Genomic DNA, 18,606 nt, shown 5'->3' on the forward strand with positions numbered 1-18,606 from the left:
CATGGCTCATACACCTGCACAAAGCGTCGACGGCGCAGAACCACCGGTCTTCTACCTGAAAGAAGACCACCACCCTGAAAACGGCACTTCGATCGGCTTCTGGCTCTATCTGATGAGCGACTGCCTGATCTTTGCCGTGCTCTTCGCCACCTATGCCGTTCTCGGCCGCAGCTACGCGGCCGGTCCTTCGGGCGCGGATCTGTTCGATCTCAAGCTCGTGGCCATCAATACCGGCTTCCTGCTTCTCTCCTCCATTACCTATGGCTTCGCCATGCTGGAAATGGAAAAACAGAAGGTGAAGTCGACGCTGATATGGCTCGGCATCACCGGCCTCTTCGGCCTCGCCTTCCTCGCCGTGGAACTTTATGAGTTCCACCACCTGATCGAAGAAGGCGCTGGCCCGCAACGTTCGGCATTCCTGTCGGCTTTCTTCGCTCTGGTCGGTACCCACGGTCTGCACGTCACCTTCGGCACCATCTGGCTTGTCACGCTGATGGTACAGGTGGCAAAACATGGCCTGATCGCCGCCAACAAGCGCCGCCTGATGTGCCTTTCGATGTTCTGGCACTTCCTTGACGTCATCTGGATCGGCGTCTTCTCCTTCGTTTACCTCATGGGAGTTCTTTGATGAGTTCCGAAGCACACGCACATCACGACGCGCATGGTGACGACCATCACCATGATGGCGCCAGCCACGGCACCTTCAAAAGCTACATGATCGGCTTCGTCCTGTCGGTCATTCTGACGGCCATTCCGTTCTGGCTGGTCATGGGCGACGTTCTTGAGAACAAGACCCTGCTCGTCATCGCCATCATGGGTCTCGGCGTCATCCAGATCTTCGTGCACATGATCTACTTCCTGCACATGGACACCAGGTCCGAAGGCGGCTGGACCTTCATGGCGCTGATCTTCACCGTCGTGGTGCTCTTGATCACGCTCTCCGGCTCGCTCTGGGTCATGTACAACATGAACAAGAACATGATGCCGCTGCACATCGAGGATGTGAAGAACCTACCCTGAGCAGCATAGATCAACGGCCTGCCGGACCCCGGCGGGCCGTCTTCCGCGCCAACACATAACCCCATGAATCCCAGCGAGATTTATGGGGTTATTTGCTGGAGGAAGCGCATGCGGGTGCAACGAGGCCCGCCGGAGCAGATGATCTTTCTGCCGGTGGCGCTTCGCAAGGACCGTGACATGAGCGAAATCGCACCCCAAAACCGGCGCATCCGCCCTGCGGCAATCGTCGTCCTGTTTTTGACCATTGCCCTGACGGGCTGCCTGCTGGCGCTTGGAACATGGCAGGTCCAGCGCCTTTTCTGGAAACTCGACCTGATCCAACGCGTTAACGCCCGCGCCCATGCCGAGCCCATCGATGCCCCTGCCGCCAGCGAATGGCCGGCTCTCGGCAATCCCTCGGACTATGAATATCGTCGTGTGAAACTGACCGGCACCCTCCTCAACGACAGGGAAGTTCAGGTCTACACGGTCACCGATCTCGGGCCCGGTTACTGGGTCATGACGCCGCTGCGGCGGGACGATGGCTCAAGCGTGATCGTCAATCGCGGCTTCGTGCCGTCCGACCGGCGCAACCCGTCCTCGCGCGCGGAAGGTGAACCGACCGGAAACGTCGAGATTGTCGGGCTGATGCGCGCGCCGGAAACAGGCGGGCTTTTCCTCAGAACCAATGATCCGGCAAACGGCCGCTGGTATTCCCGCAATATTCCACAGATTATACGGGCCTCCGGCCTTTCAGACGTCGCGCCCTTTTATGTCGATGCGGATGCGACACCCAATCCGGGTGGCCTGCCGGTTGGCGGCAAGACCATGCTGACTTTCCCCAACAACCACCTCTCTTACGCCGTGACATGGTACATTCTGGCGGCCATGGTGGTTGCGGCCGGCTGGTATGTTCTGCGCAATCTCAATGCGCCGAAATCGAAACGGGATGCGGAGTGAACGGCCGGTTTTACCGGATGGTTCATAAAAGCACTTCCTTCTTCACGTTTTGCTGATCTATAACGACAGTTCGGCCTGACATTGCCCGTCGGCGCAATTTTGTTTCGGTGAGTTATGGCAAGAGCATTTCTTCTCGTTCTGGATTCCTTCGGTGTCGGCGGCGCGCCTGACGCGGAGCGTTATGGCGACCTTGGTGCCAATACGCTCGGTCATATCGCGGAATTCTGCGCGGCAGGTGCGGCGGACAGAGCCGGGCTTCGGGCCGGCCCGCTGAAGCTGCCGAATATGTGTTCGCTCGGCCTCATGGAGATCGCAAGGCAGGCAAGCGGCGATATTCCCGCCGGCATGGAGCTGCCGGAGCGGATTTTCGGTCTGCACGGCTCCGCCAGCGAAATCTCCAAGGGCAAGGACACGCCTTCAGGCCATTGGGAGATCGCCGGCACGCCCGTGACGTTCGACTGGGGATATTTCCCGACGGAGGGCGACGCCTTTTCCCCGGAGCTGGTTGAGGCCATCTGCAGGCAAGCCGATATTCCCGGCATTCTTGGCAATTGCCATGCTTCCGGTACCGAAATCATCGCTGCGCTCGGCGAAGAGCATATCCGGAGCGGCAAGCCGATCTGCTACACCTCTTCCGATTCCGTGTTCCAGATTGCCGCGCATGAAACCCATTTCGGCCTCACGCGGCTTATCGCTCTCTGCGAGACTGTGCGTAAGCTGGTCGATCCGCTGAATATCGGCCGCGTCATCGCACGCCCCTTCATCGGCGAGACAGTCGTAACCTTCGAACGCACAGGCAACCGCCGCGACTTCTCCGTTCCGCCACCGGAACCGACCCTGCTCGACCGGTTGGTGGAGGCAGACCGCAAGGTACATGCCATCGGCAAGATCGGCGATATCTATGCCCATCAGGGTGTCTCGCGCGTCATCAAGGCAAATGGCAACGCCGCCTTGATGGATGCGACGCTGCAGGCCATCGACGAGGCACAAAACGGCGATCTCGTCTTCACCAATTTCGTCGATTTCGACATGCTTTACGGCCACCGCCGAGACGTCGCCGGTTATGCGGCGGCGCTTGAGGCCTTCGATGCGCGTATTCCGGAAATCCACCGCAAGATGGCGCCTGGCGATATAGCGCTTCTCACCGCAGACCATGGTTGCGATCCCACATGGCGAGGCACGGATCATACACGCGAAAGAGTGCCGATCATGGCGTTCGGTCCGGGCATCCGTTCCCGCGATGTCGGCATTCGTTCAAGCTACGCCGATATCGGCGAAAGTATCGCCCACCATCTTGGCATTGACGCCGGTTCACACGGCAGGAGCTTCATTTGACATCGCATTTGCTGAAAGCGGAAATTCACTGCCACCTCGAAGGTGCGGCACCGCCTGCCCTCGTTGCGAAACAGGCGGAGAAATACGGCATAGACACCAGCGGCTTTCTGCGCGACGGCCAATATGTATGGTCGGATTTTGCGCAATTCATCCAGTGCTACGATGCGGTCGCGCAGGTGTTCAAGACCGATGAAGACTATGCTGTCCTGACGGAAACCTATCTGACAGAACTGGCCGAAGCCAGTACAATCTATAGCGAGCTGATCATCTCGCCCGATCATGGTGACCGCATCGGGCTTGGCGCCGACGCCTATCTCGCGGGCATTGCCGAGGGTATCCGTATCGCCAAAGAAAAGACCGGCATCGAAACCCGCATCATCGTCACCGGCGAGCGGCATTTCGGCCCGGAGCGGGTGATCGCGGCGGCCGAATATGCGGCACGCGCCCGGCATCCGCTGGTAACCGGCTTCAACATGGCGGGCGAAGAGCGCATGGGCCGGGTTGCCGACTACGCCCGCGCCTTCGATATCGCCCGCGATGCGGGTCTTGGGCTGACGATCCATGCGGGTGAGGTTTGCGGGCCGGAAAGCGTTGCCGACGCGCTCGATCTCGTCAAACCGTCACGTATCGGCCACGGCGTGCGCGCCATCGAAGATGCCGCTCTCATCTCCCGGCTGGTCGAGACGGGAACGGTTCTCGAAGTCTGCCCCGGCTCGAATATCGCGCTCAGCGTCTATCCCGATTTTGCCAGCCACCCGCTGAAAGCCCTGAGCGATGCCGGGGTGCGCGTCTGCATCAGTTCCGACGACCCGCCGTTTTTCTTCACCTCGCTTGCGCGGGAATATGCGCTGGCTGCAGACGCATTCGGTTTCAGCGATACCGAGATTAACCGCATGACCCGCACCGCACTGGAATGCGCCTTCGTGGACGAGGCAACACGCGAGCGGCTGCTTGCTAGACTGGATGATGCCTGAGACGGTTGTTGGCAGGGTAAAACCGCGAAGAAGGCTTGCGAAAAACGTGCTTTCGGTGAATTACAGGGCATAAGATAAAAAGGAAGGCCAGTTTCATGGACGGCGTCACAGTCATCGAACATCCGCTGGTGCGGCACAAACTTACCATCATGCGCAAGAAGGAAACTTCCACGGCCGGCTTCCGCCGTCTGCTCAGGGAAATTTCGACGCTGCTCTGCTATGAAGTGACGCGTGATCTCGAAATGACGATGGAAACCATCGATACGCCGCTCGAGACCATTCAGGCACCCGTTCTGGAAGGCAAGAAGCTGGTTTTTGCCTCCATCCTGCGCGCCGGCAATGGCCTTCTGGAAGGCATGCTCGAACTGGTGCCTTCGGCGCGTGTTGCCCATGTCGGCGTCTATCGTGACCACGATACGCTCGAGGCCGTCGAATATTATTTCAAGGCGCCCGAAAGCCTCGATGCCCGCTTGGTCATCGTTGTCGACCCTATGCTGGCGACCGGCAATTCCTCCATTGCCGCCGTGGAAAAGCTGAAGGAGCGCGGTGCGAAGAACATCCGCTTCCTGTGTCTGCTGGCAGCACCCGAAGGCATCAAGAATTTCCGTGAAGCGCATCCCGATGTGCCGATTTACACCGCCGCAATCGACAGGCACCTGAATGAAAAAGGCTATATCGTTCCCGGCCTCGGTGATGCCGGCGACCGCATGTACGGCACCAAATAACACCGTTCATCATTGCTTAACCGTTTGAGCCATTCGCCGCGCGCAACGCGGCGGATGGCTTTTTCTTTTAAGATTTCAGCATGTTTTGCGCCTATGCTGCGCATGGATAACCCTTGCCCATGAGGAGCAATCACTTGCTGGCGCGTGCGATTTTTTTGCTTGTCGGTCTTTCGGTCAGCGCCACGCAGCTTCCGGCGCTGATGGAGAAATTTCAGCCGCGCCCGGAAACCAGCGCGGCAAAATCCGGCGACACCGCCGAAGTTCCCAGAACGCAGCCGGTTTCACTGGGTAGTGTCAGTCTGAAAGCGGATACGCGCGGTCACTTCAATGCCACCTTCCGCATCAATGGCAAATCCTTCGACGGGCTTGTCGATACCGGCGCTTCCATGGTGGCCATCAACGAGACGATTGCGCGCCGGTTGGGTTACGGCGTCAACAGCCTCGATTTCAAATATGCGATCTCGACCGCCAATGGCCAGACCATGGCGGCCCATGTGAAACTCGACCGGGTGGAGATCGGCGCGATCCGCGTTCAGAATGTCGATGCCATGGTGCTGAAGGACAATGCGCTGAGCAGCATGCTGGTCGGCATGAGCTTTTTGAAGCAACTATCGTCCTTCAAGGTATCGGGCGGCGAAATGCGGCTGGTCAGGTGATCCGCTCAAGAATAGGTGGCGCGATTTCCGGGGCGCTGTCCGCAATGCCGTAACAGCCCTCTATTCTTCTGATTGCACGTTCCACGTCTTCGCTGGACGCTGCGTGAACGACAGCGATCGGTTCGCCTTTCTCCACCCTTACGCCGAGCGGCAGGATATCCGAAATACCGACCGCCGGGTTGATGGTGTCCGAGGGCCTTGTTCTGCCACCACCGAGTTCAACGACAGCCATGCCGAGATCGCGCGTTGCGCAGGATGCGAGCCAGCCGCTTCGTGCAGCGGGAACCGGGAGGATGACCGGCGCAGAGGCCAGGTAACGGGATGGATTGTCGATAAAATCCGACGGGCCGCCCAGTGCCGAAACCATCCGCGCGAACACCTCCATGGCGCGGCCGGAGGAGAGAGCCGCCGACGCCAGCGCCTCGCCTTCCTCCAATGTCGCGGCTTTACGAGCCTGCACCAGCATTTCTGCGGCGAAGGACAGGACCACCTTCTCCAGACGGGTGCCGGCCTTGCGACCGGCCAGAAACTCCAGACAATTGACGATTTCGACGGCATTGCCCGTGGCATCGCCGAGCGGCTGGTTCATGTCGGTGATCAGCGCGCTCGTCGGCAGGCCCGCGCCAACAGCCACATCGACCAGTGCGCGGGCGAGAATGCGGGCATCCTCCAGGCTTTGCATGAAGGCGCCATTGCCGACCTTCACGTCGAGAACAAGCGTCTCAAGCCCGGCCGCGAGTTTCTTAGAGAGAATGGAAGCCGTGATCAGCGGGATGGAATCGACCGTCGCGGTCACATCCCTGATAGCGTAGAGGCGTTTGTCGGCGGGTGCGAGATCGCCGGTCTGGCCGATGATGGCGCAGCCGACCGACTGCACCGTCCGACGAAACAGAGCCTCATCCGGCATCACATCATAACCGGGGATGGCTTCCAGCTTGTCGAGCGTGCCGCCGGTGTGGCCAAGGCCCCTGCCTGATATCATCGGCACGGCAAGACCGCAGGCGGCAACGATAGGAGCCAGCATCAGGGAGACGTTGTCACCGACGCCGCCGGTCGAGTGCTTGTCCGCCACCGGTCTGCCAATGTCGCTCCATGAGAGAACATCGCCGCTGTCGCGCATCGCAAGCGTCAGCGCCACCATTTCGTCGCGGTTCATGCCACGGAAAAACACCGCCATGGCAAAGGCGGCCGCCTGCCCTTCCGATATGCCATCTTTCGACAGAGCGTCGATGAAAGCGCCAATCTCCTGCGGCTCAAGAGACAGGCCATCGCGTTTGCGGCGGATGATTTCCTGCGGGATCAAGCTCAATACCCGCTGGCGGCCTTGGCCGGTTCACCGCCGGCCAGCACGTTCAGCACATCGTCGAGAATACCCGAAGCACCGAAGCGGAAAGTGGACGGCATGGCCCAGTTGGGCGCCATGATGGTTTCCGCCAGCCGCAGGTAAAGCGTCGCATCCTCCACCGTGCCGATGCCACCGGCAGGTTTGAAACCAACTTTCTGCCGGCTGTCGCGGATCGCCTGCAACATGATGTCTGCCGCCTCCAGCGTGGCATTGATGGCGACCTTGCCTGTGGAGGTCTTGATGAAGTCAGCGCCTTCGGCGATCGCGAGTTCGGAGGCGCGGCGGATCAGAGCCTTGTCCTTCAGTTCGCCGGTTTCGAGAATGACCTTGAGCAGCACGGGTGCGACACAAGCCTTGCGCACGGCCGCTACCATTTCGCTAACCGCCGCTTCATCGCCTGCCATGAATTTACGGTAGGGGATGACCAGATCGATTTCGTCGGCACCATCGCCAATCGCGGCTTCCGTTTCCGCAACCACGGTCTCGATATCGAGATCGCCCGAGGGAAAATTGACGACGGTGGCGATGCGGATCACATGCTCTTTGCCGAAAGCCGCACGCGCCTGCGCCACGAAACGCGGCCAGATACAGATGGCGGCAGTGTTGCCATAATTCGTATGCGCCCGCTGGCACAAAGCGGCGATCTGCTGCGGCGTGCAGTCTTCCCTAAGATTGGTCAGGTCCAGCAAGGACAGAGTGAGGGCAGCCGCTTCGCGCGGACGCTGGAGTTCCATGGTCACGCTCCTCCTGCGATCATTTCCTTCAGAATAGCGGCAAGTCTTTTGCCGCCCACGGGAGCCATGTCCTTGGTTTCTTCATGGCTCAGTTCCGCGCCGGTCATGCCGGCACCGTAATTGGTAATAACCGATGCGGCGGCAACACGCATCCCGAAAAAGCGCGCAAGGATGACTTCCGGCACGGTGGACATGCCGACGGCATCCGCACCCAGCACCCGCGCCATGCGAATTTCCGCCGGCGTTTCGAAGCTTGGCCCGGAAAACCACATATAAACGCCGCCGAACAGCGGCACCGTCGCGCGGATCGCGGCGTTGCGCATTGCCAGCATCAGGTCCGGATCATAAGCAGTCGTCATGCCAACGAAACGGCGGTCGCTTTCTTCGCCGATCAGCGGGTTCATGCCGGAATAATTGATGTGATCGGTAATCTGCATAACCGAGCCGGGCGGCATGTCCTGCCTGACCGAACCTGCCGAATTGGTGAGGATGAGCGACTGCACGCCAAGACCGGCGAGTGCCTCGATGACCGCGCGCATGGCGGCCGGATCACCCTTTTCGTAATAATGCACTCGCCCGGACAGCATCATGACGGGCTCGCCGCCGAGATAACCGGCCACCAGCTCACCCGCATGGCCGGAAACGCCGCTGGCGGGAAACCCGGGAAGATCGGCATAGGGCACACGGATCGGATCGCTGACTTCCTCCACCAGCGAACCCAGCCCGGAGCCAAGGACGATGGCGACGCGCGGCATCAGGCCGTTCAGGCGCTCCACCAGAATATCAATCAAACCATCCGTCATCAGAGCAGCTCGGTCTTGAAGACGGAGGGCAAAAGCTCTTCCATGGTCATGACCTTCTGGACGCCGGTTTCGTCGCACAGATAAATCTTCGTTTCCGGCGTGGCGAATTCCGCGATCTTTTGCCGGCAGCCGCCGCAGGGAGAGCAGAGCGGCAGCTTTTCAGCGATGACGGCCACTTCGCTGATCTTTTTCGCTCCGCCCATGATCATGGCGCTGATGGCCGATGGCTCCGCGCACCAGCCCTGCGGGAAGGAGATATTCTCGATATTGGCGCCCTTGTAGATTTTTCCATCTTCGGCGCGGATCGCTGCGCCGACCGGAAATTTCGAATAGGGCGCATAAGCGAAGGCCATGGCCTCCACCGCCGCCTCGAACAGGGCATGAGATTTGGGATCAAAGGACATGGCTTAACGCTCCTTCGCATAGGCAACGCCACCGGCCTTGGGGGGCTTGGCGACGCCGATGAAACCAGCAAGCAGGATACAGGTCAGGATATAGGGCATTGCCTGGAAGATCTGCACCGGCACCTCGCCGATGCCAGGCACGGATTTGCCCTGCATGAAATTGGCGAAAGCATCAAGAAAACCGAACAGCAGGCAGGCAAACATGACCGGCACCGGCTTCCATTTCGCGAAGATCAGCGCGGCAAGCGCAATATAACCCTTGCCGGCCGACATGTTGGCGATGAAGGCCGCCGACTGCGCGACGGCGAGATAGGCACCGGAGAAACCGCAGAGGAAACCGGCGACGATGACCGCGCGATAACGCATCCACGTCACCGAAATGCCCGCCGTATCGACGGCACCCGGATTTTCACCGACGGCGCGCAGGCGCAGGCCAAAACGGGTGCGGTAAAGCACCCACCAGGAGAGCGGTACCGCAAGAAATGCGAGATAGGTGAGAATATTGTTGCCGGAAATGACATTGGCGTAGAGCGGGCCGATGAAGGGCACTTCGCGCATCGCATCCGCGCCGGGCAGGATGATCGGCGCAAAACGGCCCTCCCCCGGTAATTGTGGTGTGCGGCCGCCCTGCCCGAACCAGGCCTGCCCCAGAACCACCGTCAGACCAGCGGCGATGAAGTTCAGCGCCACACCTGACACGATCTGGTTGCCGCGATTGGTGATGACGGCAAAACCATGGATCAGCGAGAACGCAATGGAGACGCCAATGCCGGCCAGAAGACCGGCCCACGGGTTTGCGGTCAGATAGGCGACGCAGGCGGAAGCAAAGGCTGCCGCCAGCATCTTGCCTTCAAGCCCGATATCGAACACGCCGGCGCGTTCGGAAAACAGCCCGGCAAGTGCGGTGAAGAGCAGCGGAATGGTGAGGCGGACGGTCGAGCCGAGAATGCTGACCAGCATATCGAAAAAATCCATGTCAGCTCACCCTTTTGCCAGACGCTGGTAGATGTGGACGATCGTCGGCCGGTACATATATTCCAGCGCGCCAGCGAACAGGATCACCAGACCCTGGATGACCACGATCATCTCGCGGGTAATGTTGGGCATCTCGAAGGAAAGGTCTGCGCCGCCCTGATAGAGAATGCCGAACAGCAATGCCGAGAAGATGATGCCGAGCGGATGACTCCGCCCCATCAACGACACAGCGATGCCGACAAAGCCCGCACCGCCGACAAATTCCACCTGCAGGCGGGCGGACGCGCCCATGACCGGGTTCAGCGCCATCATGCCCGCCAGACCGCCGGAAATGAGCATGGCGATGATGACGGTGCGTGAATAGGGAATGCCGGCATAGATGGCTGCCGACGGGCTGACGCCCAGCGTGCGCATCTCATAACCGAGCTTGGTGCGCCAGATCAGCACCCAGACGAGAAAACACATGACCAGAGCGATAAGGAAGGAGACGTTGAACGGCGCCGGCCCGAGCTTGAGGCCGAACCATGCCATCAGCCAGTCCAGCTTCGGCAGCTGGCCACCGGGCAGGAAGGTGCGCGTTTCCGGCGCCATCTTGCCAGGCACGATCAGCACGTTCACCAGCAGGTAAACCATCAGCGCCGCGGCGATGAAGTTGAACATGATGGTGGTGATGACGACGTGGCTGCCGCGTTTCGCCTGCAGCCAGGCCGGAATGAAGGCCCAGGCCGCGCCGAAGAGGGCCGCGCCGATGACGGCGAAGGGCATCGTCACGTACCATGGCACGTAACGGTCAAGTGCCAGCGCCACCAGCGCCGCACCCAGCCCGCCAATATAGGCCTGACCTTCGGAGCCGATATTGAACAAGCCGGCATGAAAAGCCACGGCGACGGAGAGGCCGGTGAAGATGAAGCTCGTCGTATAAAACAGCGTGAAGCCGATGGCGTCGCCACGGCCGAGCGCGCCTTCAATCAGCAGGCGAAGTGCTGCCAGCGGATTTTCGCCGATGGACCAGACGACAAGCCCGGAAATCAGAAAGGCGGTGATGACATTCAGCAATGGCAACAGGCCGTAGCTGATCCAGTTTGGTAGGGGGGCGGAAGCGGTGCTCATTCATGCCTCATGCGGCGATGCCGGCCATCATCAGGCCCAGCGTCTGTTCTTCGGCTTCCGCCGTTTTTTCTCCAACGACACGGCCCGCGAACATGACCATGATCCGGTCCGAAAGGGAACGGATTTCATCGAGCTCAACCGAAACCAGCAAAATCGCCTTTCCGGCATCGCGCATTTCGATGATGCGGCGATGAATGAACTCGATCGCACCGATATCCACGCCGCGTGTCGGCTGGCCGATGATCAGCATCTTGGGGTCCCGTTCGATTTCGCGGGCAACGACGATCTTCTGCTGATTGCCGCCGGAAAAATTGGCGGTCTTCAGCTGCGGGTTCGGCGGGCGGATATCGTATTTCTCGATCTTCTCGACCGCATCCTTACGGATGGCCTCCGGGTTGAGGAAGGGTCCTTTGCCGTAACGCTCGTCATGGTGATAACCGAGGATGGAGTTTTCATATTCCTCGAATTTCAGCACCAGCCCCATATGGTGACGGTCTTCCGGGATGTGAGCCAGGCCAAGCTTGCGCAGGATGGCCGGATCGGGGCGATCTACCTTCTGTCCATCCACCCAGATTTCGCCGGAATGGGGCTTGCGGATGCCGGCGATGGCCTCCAGCAGTTCCGATTGACCATTGCCGGCGACCCCGGCGATGCCGACGATTTCACCGGCGCGGACATCCAGCGAGACATCGTCGACCATGGTGACACCGCGGCTGTCCTTGACGGTGAGATTGCGGATGGAGAGGAGAACCTCGCCCGGCGTCGTCTCGCCCTTTTCCACCCGCAGCAGCACGCGGCGGCCGACCATCAGTTCGGCCAGTTCCTCAACGCTGGTTTGCGAGGTCTTGCGGGTCGCCACCATTTCGCCGCGACGCATGACGGAGACGGAATCCGTGATTGCCATGATTTCGCGCAGCTTGTGTGTGATAAGGATGATGGTCTTGCCCTGCTCACGTAGAACGCCGAGGATCTTGAACAGGTGATCGGCCTCAGCCGGCGTCAGAACGCCGGTCGGCTCGTCGAGGATCAGGATTTCGGCGCCACGATACATCGCTTTGAGGATTTCAACGCGCTGCTGCAGGCCGACGGGCAATTCCTCGATCACCGCATCGGGATCGACTTCCAGCCCGTAATCGTCTTCCAGACGCTTCAATTCCCTGCGCGCTCCTGCACGGCCATTGGCCAGCAATGCGCCGCCTTCTGCGCCCAGCATGACATTTTCCAGCACGGTGAAGTTTTCCACCAGCATGAAGTGCTGATGCACCATGCCGATACCCGCATTGATGGCCGTCTGGCTGTCACGGATCGTAACGGGCTTACCATTCACGCGGATTTCACCCGCGTCCGCCTGGTAAAAACCGTAGAGGATCGACATCAGGGTCGATTTTCCGGCACCGTTTTCCCCGATGATGCCGTGGATCGTGCCCTTGGCAACGCTCAGATTGATATTTTTATTGGCGTGAACGGCACCGAATTTTTTATCGATGCCCACAAGTTCGATTGCAGGGTCCATACTCAAACCGAAACCTCTCCGAAGGCTGGATATGAAAAGGGCGCAAGATGAAAATCATCATGCGCCCCAAGCTTTTATCATATCATTTCGGGCAGGACTTGTCCGCCATGTAGTCATGGACCTTGACGGCGCCAGAGATGATGTCGGCCTTCGCCTTGTCCACGGCAGCAGTCATTTCCGGTGTGATCAGAGCCTTGTTGTTGTCGTCAACCGCGTAAGCGACGCCATCCTCCTTCACACCGAGCGCCACGACGCCAGCTGTGAACTTGTCGTCTTTGGCATCCTTGAACGCGTTATAAACTGCGAGATCGACCCGCTTGACCATGGACGTCAGAACCGAGCCGGGATGCAGGTGGTTCTGGTTGGAATCGACGCCGATCGAAAGCTTCTTATTGTCTGCGGCTGTCTGCAGAACACCGAGACCGGTCGCACCGGCTGCCGCATAGATCACGTCGGCGCCTTGGTCGATCTGGTTCTTGGTGAGTTCACCGCCGCGGACGGGATCGTTCCAGGCTGCACCCGTCGTCCCCGTCATGTTTTGGAAGACTTCGATTTTGTCGTTGGCGGCCTTGGCGCCCTGTGCATAACCACAGGCGAATTTACGGATCAAGGGGACATCCATTCCGCCGACGAAGCCAACCTTGCCGGTCTTGGAGGCCATGCCCGCCAAAAGACCTACGAGGTAAGAGCCCTCATGTTCCTTATAAACAACAGAACGCACGTTAGGCGCATCTACAACGGTATCAACGATCACGAACTTGGTATCGGGATATTCCGCCGCAACCTTGGCCATCGGCGCTTCCCAGATGAAGGAAATCGCAACGACCGGGTTGAAGCCCTTGCTGGCGAAGTTGCGGATGGCCTGCTCGCCCTGCGTGTCGCTGGTCGGTTCAAAATCGCGGAACTCGATGCCCGTTTCCGCCTTGAACTTCTCAGCGCCGGCCGCAGCGGCCTCGTTGAACGACTTATCGAACTTGCCGCCCGTGCCATAGACCAGCGCCGGCTTGATATCCGCGGCGAGCGCGGAAGCCGACATGGCGGCAAGCGCAAAAAGTGTCAGAAGGGATTTTTTCATTGTGCAGCCCTGTTGTTGCAATTGATATTTTAGGGTCCTCCCGCAATCCCGTTAACCGGGAATGTCTGCGGAACCGCCAGCCGTTATCCCGGCTGTGCTTGCCTGATATCCTTGCATGGCTCAATGAAAAATTCATCCGGTTTTTTTGACCCGGTGGAAAAACTTTGATCTGGCGTTTTTTTAGTCTTTCCACCGGGATTACCTGCAAAAAATCTAGCCTATAGTGCAGCTTACGCCGGTTCCCCTTAAGCCGCAGTAGCCACCCGGGTTCTTGGCAAGATATTGCTGATGATAGTCCTCGGCATAATAAAATGTTTCAAGCGGGCCGATTTCGGTGGTGATGTCGCGGCCGTGGCCGGCCTCATCCAGATCTTGCTGAAAAGCATCACGCGCCTTCTGCGCCTGCTGCAACTGGCCTTCCGTCGTCGCATAAATGGCGGAACGATAGGTCGTGCCGACATCGTTGCCCTGCCGCATGCCCTGTGTCGGGTCGTGCTCTTCGAAGAATATCTTGAGCAGGCCTGACAGTGAGATCACGGCCGGATCGTAGACCACCTTTACCACCTCAGCGTGGCCGGTCTGGCCGGTCGTCGTTTCCTGATAGGTCGGATTGCGGGTGAAGCCACCGGCATATCCGACAGCCGTTACCCACACGCCCGGCGTTTTCCAGAACAGGCGCTCTGCGCCCCAGAAGCAGCCCATGCCGAGATAGATGATTTCCAAACCATCCGGATAAGGCCCTTTTAAAGGCCGGCCGTTCACGAAATGGGTTTCCGGCACCGCAAGTGCCTCTTCACGGCCGGGCAGAGCCGTTTCCTCGGTCGGCATCGTCGTCTTTTTTGAAAGCGTATCAAACAGGAACATTCGGTCCTCCGTGCGGCCGATTCCGCCGCGTCTTAAGGGTTCACATCTGCGGGGCGCAGGCTTTCAGCCTGTCAGACTGACGAGCGTCTCATCACTTTGCGCTTCCGGTATCCCGCCATCCAGCAGAGCAGGGATAACGCCAGTAAAAAGGCAAATGCAGGCACTCCCGACAGGGCATTTTCAACGAAGCGCCACGCTTCTGGGTGAATATAGTGAGCCAAGGCCGCTTCCACCATGGTGCGCGAGGCAGGAAGAAGATAGTTCCAGACCGACAGGATGCCGGTGATGTTGACCGAGGATGTGGAAACCGAGCGGATCGAATCCAACACGCCCAGAAAAATCGCCGCGATGAGGAGAAGAAAGCTCAAAAACCGCAAGAAAGCTTTCATCAGGCACACCTCGGCTACGGCCCATCGTTTCGACAGCCACGTTTTAAAACATATATTGCATCGATAAAGCCGGGAAAACCTGTTTGCAACCGCATCGAAAGGCAGGAAATTGCCGACATTTCAAAAAACTGTCAGATTCGTGTTGATCCCTGCGAATTCATCGGTATATATCGCGCCGTTCCAGTGATTTGCATTTCTTCAAAACATGCAGATTTGAAAAAAGGACAGGTGGCCGAGTGGTTTAAGGCGCACGCCTGGAACGCGTGTGTGCGTGAAAGCGTACCGTGGGTTCGAATCCCACCCTGTCCGCCATTTCACCCATCCTCAACGATACAACCAATCTTTGCCATCGCCATGACAACGCATCGTCAGAGTCGCGTTTTTCGGCCTCCGCATGCCTTGATGGCCAAGCTTCCGCAAAGAAAGGGTTTCTTGCGCTTTTTTGCTGCGCTTCCCCCTCTCTTGCGCCTTGCAGCAGGAAAAATCGCTCCTTATATACGCCGCATAACAGCAGCGAAGGCTGCAAATCCAAGTCAAGGAGCTGCTACAAGAATGCCTCACGGGGTTCCGGCAGCTCGCTTCAAGGAGAGAAGAGCATGGCAAAAGTAATCGGTATCGACCTTGGCACGACCAACTCCTGCGTTGCAGTGATGGACGGCAAGGACACGAAAGTCATTGAAAACGCAGAAGGCGCGCGTACCACGCCGTCCATGGTGGCATTTTCCGACGATGGCGAACGCCTTGTCGGCCAGCCGGCCAAGCGTCAGGCGGTCACCAACCCGACCAATACCCTGTTTGCGGTCAAGCGCCTTATCGGCCGTCGTTATGAAGACCCGACCGTTGAAAAGGACAAGGCCCTCGTCCCCTTCGAAATCGTCAAGGGTGACAATGGCGATGCCTGGGTGAAAGCTCAGGACAAGAATTATTCCCCTTCGCAGATTTCCGCGATGATCCTTCAGAAGATGAAGGAAACGGCTGAATCTTATCTCGGCGAAAAGGTCGAGAAGGCCGTCATCACCGTTCCGGCCTACTTCAACGACGCGCAGCGCCAGGCAACCAAGGATGCCGGCCGCATCGCCGGTCTTGATGTTCTGCGTATCATCAACGAGCCGACTGCAGCTGCACTCGCTTACGGCCTCGACAAGAAGGACGGCAAGACGATCGCCGTTTACGACCTTGGCGGCGGTACCTTCGATATTTCCGTTCTGGAAATCGGCGACGGCGTCTTCGAAGTGAAGTCGACCAACGGCGATACCTTCCTCGGTGGTGAAGACTTCGACATGCGTCTGGTCGAATATCTGGCTGGCGAGTTCAAGAAGGATCAGGGCATCGACCTGAAGAACGACAAGCTCGCTCTGCAGCGCCTCAAGGAAGCTGCCGAAAAGGCAAAGATCGAACTTTCGTCTTCGCAGCAGACCGAAATCAACCTTCCCTTCATTACGGCTGACGCTTCCGGTCCGAAGCATCTGACGCTGAAGCTCACCCGCGCCAAGTTCGAAAGCCTGGTTGACGATCTGGTGCAGCGCACCGTCGCACCTTGCAAGGCGGCGCTGAAGGATGCCGGCGTTACCGCTGCCGAGATCGACGAAGTCGTTCTCGTTGGTGGCATGAGCCGCATGCCTAAGGTGCAGGAAGTCGTCAAGCAGCTGTTCGGCAAGGAGCCGCATAAGGGCGTGAACCCGGATGAAGTGGTTGCCATGGGCGCCGCCATCCAGGCCGGCGTTCTGCAGGGCGACGTCAAGGACGTTCTGCTGCTCGACGTGACCCCGCTGTCGCTCGGCATCGAAACGCTGGGTGGCGTCTTCACCCGTCTGATCGATCGCAACACGACGATCCCGACGAAGAAGAGCCAGACCTTCTCGACCGCAGAAGACAACCAGTCGGCCGTGACCATCCGCGTTTCGCAGGGCGAGCGTGAAATGGCGCAGGACAACAAGCTGCTCGGCCAGTTCGACCTCGTTGGTCTGCCGCCGTCGCCGCGTGGCGTTCCGCAGATCGAAGTTACCTTCGATATCGACGCCAACGGCATCGTGCAGGTATCCGCCAAGGACAAGGGCACCGGCAAGGAACAACAGATCCGCATCCAGGCCTCCGGTGGTCTGTCCGACGCCGACATCGAAAAGATGGTCAAGGACGCCGAGGCCAATGCCGAAGCCGACAAGAAGCGTCGTGCGGGTGTCGAAGCCAAGAACCAGGCAGAAAGCCTCATTCACTCCACCGAAAAGTCGGTGAAGGAATATGGCGACAAGGTTTCCGAGACCGACCGCAAGGCGATCGAAGATGCCATTGCCAGCCTGAAGACAGCGGTTGAAGCTTCCGAGCCTGACGCCGACGACATTCAGGCGAAGACTCAGACCCTCATGGAAGTCTCCATGAAGCTCGGTCAGGCCATCTATGAAGCACAGCAGGCCGAGGCCGGCGATGCTTCTGAAGGCGGCAAGGATGACGTCGTCGATGCCGATTATGAAGAAATCAAGGACGACAAGAAGTCCGCATAATCGCGTGACTTCCCTACTCCTCACACCATATGCAAGACATCCGGCTGCCGACGTGCAGCCGGAAATCCATTTGCGGGGCTTGTTAACTTAATGGCGAAAGCAGACTTTTACGAAACACTCGGCGTCAGCAAGACCGCGGACGAAAAAGAGCTGAAAAGCGCCTTCCGCAAACTCGCGATGAAATATCATCCGGACAAGAACCCGGATAACGCCGAATCCGAGCAGAAATTCAAGGAAATCAACGAAGCATACGAAACGCTGAAGGACCCGCAGAAGCGTGCGGCCTATGACCGTTTCGGCCACGCCGCGTTTGAAAATGGCGGCATGGGTGGTGGCGGCATGGGCGGCGGCGGTTTCGCCAATGGCGGCTTCTCCGACATCTTCGAAGACATCTTCGGTGAGATGATGGGTGGTGGTCGTGCGCGCCGCTCTTCCGGTGGGCGCGAGCGCGGGGCCGATCTTCGCTACAATATGGAAATCACGCTGGAGGAAGCCTTCGCCGGAAAGACGGCGCAGATCAGGGTTCCGACCTCGATTACCTGCGACGTCTGTTCCGGCTCTGGCGCCAAACCCGGCACGCAGCCCAAGACCTGCGCCACCTGTCAGGGTTCCGGCCGCGTGCGCGCGGCACAGGGCTTCTTCTCGGTGGAGCGCACCTGCCCGACCTGCCATGGTCGCGGCCAGACGATTTCCGATCCGTGCGGCAAGTGCCACGGTCAGGGTCGTGTGACGGAAGAGCGTTCGCTCTCGGTCAACATTCCCTCGGGCATTGAGGATGGCACGCGCATTCGTCTACAGGGCGAAGGCGAAGCCGGCATGCGTGGCGGCCCGGCGGGTGATCTTTATATCTTCCTGTCCGTGCGACCGCATGAGTTCTTCCAGCGCGACGGTGCCGACCTTTATTGCACGGTGCCGATTTCGATGACGACGGCAGCGCTTGGCGGCACCTTCGATGTCACGACGCTCGATGGTACCAAGTCGCGCGTCACGGTTCCGGAAGGCACCCAACCGGGCAAGCAGTTCCGTCTGAAGGGCAAGGGCATGCCGGTGCTGCGTTCGGCGCAGACTGGTGATCTCTACATCCAGATTCAGATCGAGACGCCGCAGAAGCTCAGCAAGCGTCAGCGCGAGCTGTTGCAGGAATTCGAACAGCTCTCCTCCAAGGAGAACAATCCGGAATCGACCGGCTTCTTTGCCCGGATGAAGGAATTCTTCGACGGCTGATTGCCGACGGCTACGTTCATTCA

The 18,606-nt window shown here is 59.0% G+C and carries 19 protein-coding genes and 1 tRNA gene; 10 read left to right on the plus strand and 10 right to left on the minus strand.

All coding sequences use genetic code 11. The features are described 5' to 3' along the window. The first annotated feature begins 1 nt into the window (after window position 1). From cyoC to O8B93_RS03050, 7 genes are all read left to right on the plus strand, one after another. Window positions 2–628 (plus strand): cytochrome o ubiquinol oxidase subunit III, encoded by a 627-nt coding sequence (gene cyoC, locus O8B93_RS03020; RefSeq protein WP_010970676.1) that lies wholly within the window; start codon window positions 2–4, stop codon window positions 626–628. Continuing rightward, entirely contained in the window at window positions 628–1,020 is a 393-nt protein-coding gene (gene cyoD, locus O8B93_RS03025) for a cytochrome o ubiquinol oxidase subunit IV (protein WP_003493104.1), read from the plus strand. Before cyoC ends, cyoD begins: the two co-directional genes overlap by 1 nt. A gap of 177 nt (window positions 1,021–1,197) precedes the next feature. Beyond that, window positions 1,198–1,959, plus strand: coding sequence for an SURF1 family protein (locus tag O8B93_RS03030; protein ID WP_269708644.1), 762 nt, complete (start codon window positions 1,198–1,200; stop codon window positions 1,957–1,959). A gap of 114 nt (window positions 1,960–2,073) precedes the next feature. Further along, window positions 2,074–3,294 (plus strand): phosphopentomutase, encoded by a 1,221-nt coding sequence (locus O8B93_RS03035; RefSeq protein ID WP_269708332.1) that lies wholly within the window; start codon window positions 2,074–2,076, stop codon window positions 3,292–3,294. After that, window positions 3,291–4,268 carry an adenosine deaminase gene (locus O8B93_RS03040; protein ID WP_269708333.1) on the plus strand — a complete coding sequence of 326 codons (978 nt, stop codon included), beginning with the start codon at window positions 3,291–3,293 and terminating at the stop codon, window positions 4,266–4,268. The genes O8B93_RS03035 and O8B93_RS03040 overlap by 4 nt, the downstream gene beginning before the upstream one ends. A 95-nt stretch (window positions 4,269–4,363) precedes the next feature. Further along, entirely contained in the window at window positions 4,364–4,993 is a 630-nt protein-coding gene (gene upp, locus O8B93_RS03045) for a uracil phosphoribosyltransferase (protein ID WP_004439188.1), read from the plus strand. A gap of 134 nt (window positions 4,994–5,127) precedes the next feature. Continuing rightward, window positions 5,128–5,649: a TIGR02281 family clan AA aspartic protease gene (locus O8B93_RS03050; protein WP_269708645.1), complete on the plus strand. Its 522-nt coding sequence runs from the start codon at window positions 5,128–5,130 to the stop codon at window positions 5,647–5,649. Here the strand turns inward: O8B93_RS03050 and deoA are convergent. The 10 genes from deoA to O8B93_RS03100 all read right to left on the minus strand — a co-directional run bounded on the left by deoA (window position 5,642) and on the right by O8B93_RS03100 (window position 14,861). Next, window positions 5,642–6,958: a thymidine phosphorylase gene (gene deoA, locus O8B93_RS03055; RefSeq protein WP_269708334.1), complete on the minus strand. Its 1,317-nt coding sequence runs from the start codon at window positions 6,956–6,958 to the stop codon at window positions 5,642–5,644. The genes O8B93_RS03050 and deoA overlap by 8 nt on opposite strands. Then, a complete protein-coding gene (gene deoC / locus O8B93_RS03060; protein WP_269708335.1) occupies window positions 6,955–7,728 on the minus strand; it encodes a deoxyribose-phosphate aldolase in 774 nt (257 codons plus the stop codon). The genes deoA and deoC overlap by 4 nt, the downstream gene beginning before the upstream one ends. 2 nt (window positions 7,729–7,730) lie before the next feature. Continuing rightward, entirely contained in the window at window positions 7,731–8,531 is an 801-nt protein-coding gene (locus O8B93_RS03065; RefSeq protein WP_006309954.1) for a purine-nucleoside phosphorylase, read from the minus strand. Then, a complete protein-coding gene (locus O8B93_RS03070) occupies window positions 8,531–8,935 on the minus strand; it encodes a cytidine deaminase (RefSeq protein WP_269708336.1) in 405 nt (134 codons plus the stop codon). Before O8B93_RS03070 ends, O8B93_RS03065 begins: the two co-directional genes overlap by 1 nt. 3 nt (window positions 8,936–8,938) lie before the next feature. Then, window positions 8,939–9,910: an ABC transporter permease gene (locus tag O8B93_RS03075; protein WP_046799138.1), complete on the minus strand. Its 972-nt coding sequence runs from the start codon at window positions 9,908–9,910 to the stop codon at window positions 8,939–8,941. A gap of 6 nt (window positions 9,911–9,916) precedes the next feature. Continuing rightward, complete coding sequence (locus O8B93_RS03080) at window positions 9,917–11,020, minus strand: ABC transporter permease (RefSeq protein ID WP_269708337.1); 1,104 nt, start codon at window positions 11,018–11,020, stop codon at window positions 9,917–9,919. A 7-nt stretch (window positions 11,021–11,027) separates the two neighbouring features. Then, window positions 11,028–12,533, minus strand: a complete 1,506-nt coding sequence (locus O8B93_RS03085; protein WP_269708646.1) for an ABC transporter ATP-binding protein — start codon at window positions 12,531–12,533, stop codon at window positions 11,028–11,030. An 82-nt stretch (window positions 12,534–12,615) separates the two neighbouring features. Continuing rightward, complete coding sequence (locus tag O8B93_RS03090) at window positions 12,616–13,608, minus strand: BMP family lipoprotein (RefSeq protein ID WP_065654768.1); 993 nt, start codon at window positions 13,606–13,608, stop codon at window positions 12,616–12,618. Between the two features lie 213 nt (window positions 13,609–13,821). After that, window positions 13,822–14,472 carry a peptide-methionine (S)-S-oxide reductase MsrA gene (msrA, locus tag O8B93_RS03095; RefSeq protein ID WP_269708338.1) on the minus strand — a complete coding sequence of 217 codons (651 nt, stop codon included), beginning with the start codon at window positions 14,470–14,472 and terminating at the stop codon, window positions 13,822–13,824. 71 nt (window positions 14,473–14,543) lie between these two features. Next, complete coding sequence (locus O8B93_RS03100; protein ID WP_269708339.1) at window positions 14,544–14,861, minus strand: hypothetical protein; 318 nt, start codon at window positions 14,859–14,861, stop codon at window positions 14,544–14,546. A gap of 222 nt (window positions 14,862–15,083) precedes the next feature. On the opposite strand from O8B93_RS03100, the gene O8B93_RS03105 reads away from it, so the two are divergent. From O8B93_RS03105 to dnaJ, 3 genes are all read left to right on the plus strand, one after another. Beyond that, window positions 15,084–15,173: transfer RNA gene (locus tag O8B93_RS03105), tRNA-Ser, on the plus strand. Between the two features lie 284 nt (window positions 15,174–15,457). Next, the gene (gene dnaK / locus O8B93_RS03110; RefSeq protein WP_269708340.1) at window positions 15,458–17,359 is read left to right on the plus strand and encodes a molecular chaperone DnaK; all 1,902 of its coding nucleotides are present in this window, start codon (window positions 15,458–15,460) and stop codon (window positions 17,357–17,359) included. A 90-nt stretch (window positions 17,360–17,449) separates the two neighbouring features. Beyond that, entirely contained in the window at window positions 17,450–18,583 is a 1,134-nt protein-coding gene (gene dnaJ / locus O8B93_RS03115; protein ID WP_035219642.1) for a molecular chaperone DnaJ, read from the plus strand. The last annotated feature ends 23 nt before the right edge of the window (window positions 18,584–18,606 follow it).

This window comes from Martinezella rhizogenes (genome assembly GCF_027460065.1).
Classification (GTDB): Bacteria; Pseudomonadota; Alphaproteobacteria; order Rhizobiales; family Rhizobiaceae; genus Agrobacterium; species Agrobacterium rhizogenes_C.

Bases quoted from the DNA above. Each gene is read 5' to 3' on its own strand.
- cyoC (WP_010970676.1), top strand. From the start codon at position 2: ATGGCTCATACACCTGCACAAAGCGTCGACGGCGCAGAACCACCGGTC.
- cyoD (WP_003493104.1), top strand. From the start codon at position 628: ATGAGTTCCGAAGCACACGCACATCACGACGCGCATGGTGACGACCAT.
- O8B93_RS03030 (WP_269708644.1), top strand. From the start codon at position 1,198: ATGAGCGAAATCGCACCCCAAAACCGGCGCATCCGCCCTGCGGCAATC.
- O8B93_RS03035 (WP_269708332.1), top strand. From the start codon at position 2,074: ATGGCAAGAGCATTTCTTCTCGTTCTGGATTCCTTCGGTGTCGGCGGC.
- upp (WP_004439188.1), top strand. From the start codon at position 4,364: ATGGACGGCGTCACAGTCATCGAACATCCGCTGGTGCGGCACAAACTT.
- deoC (WP_269708335.1), bottom strand. From the start codon at position 7,728: ATGGAACTCCAGCGTCCGCGCGAAGCGGCTGCCCTCACTCTGTCCTTG.
- O8B93_RS03065 (WP_006309954.1), bottom strand. From the start codon at position 8,531: ATGACGGATGGTTTGATTGATATTCTGGTGGAGCGCCTGAACGGCCTG.
- O8B93_RS03070 (WP_269708336.1), bottom strand. From the start codon at position 8,935: ATGTCCTTTGATCCCAAATCTCATGCCCTGTTCGAGGCGGCGGTGGAG.
- O8B93_RS03075 (WP_046799138.1), bottom strand. From the start codon at position 9,910: ATGGATTTTTTCGATATGCTGGTCAGCATTCTCGGCTCGACCGTCCGC.
- O8B93_RS03080 (WP_269708337.1), bottom strand. From the start codon at position 11,020: ATGAGCACCGCTTCCGCCCCCCTACCAAACTGGATCAGCTACGGCCTG.
- O8B93_RS03085 (WP_269708646.1), bottom strand. From the start codon at position 12,533: ATGGACCCTGCAATCGAACTTGTGGGCATCGATAAAAAATTCGGTGCC.
- O8B93_RS03090 (WP_065654768.1), bottom strand. From the start codon at position 13,608: ATGAAAAAATCCCTTCTGACACTTTTTGCGCTTGCCGCCATGTCGGCT.
- msrA (WP_269708338.1), bottom strand. From the start codon at position 14,472: ATGTTCCTGTTTGATACGCTTTCAAAAAAGACGACGATGCCGACCGAG.
- O8B93_RS03100 (WP_269708339.1), bottom strand. From the start codon at position 14,861: ATGAAAGCTTTCTTGCGGTTTTTGAGCTTTCTTCTCCTCATCGCGGCG.
- dnaK (WP_269708340.1), top strand. From the start codon at position 15,458: ATGGCAAAAGTAATCGGTATCGACCTTGGCACGACCAACTCCTGCGTT.
- dnaJ (WP_035219642.1), top strand. From the start codon at position 17,450: ATGGCGAAAGCAGACTTTTACGAAACACTCGGCGTCAGCAAGACCGCG.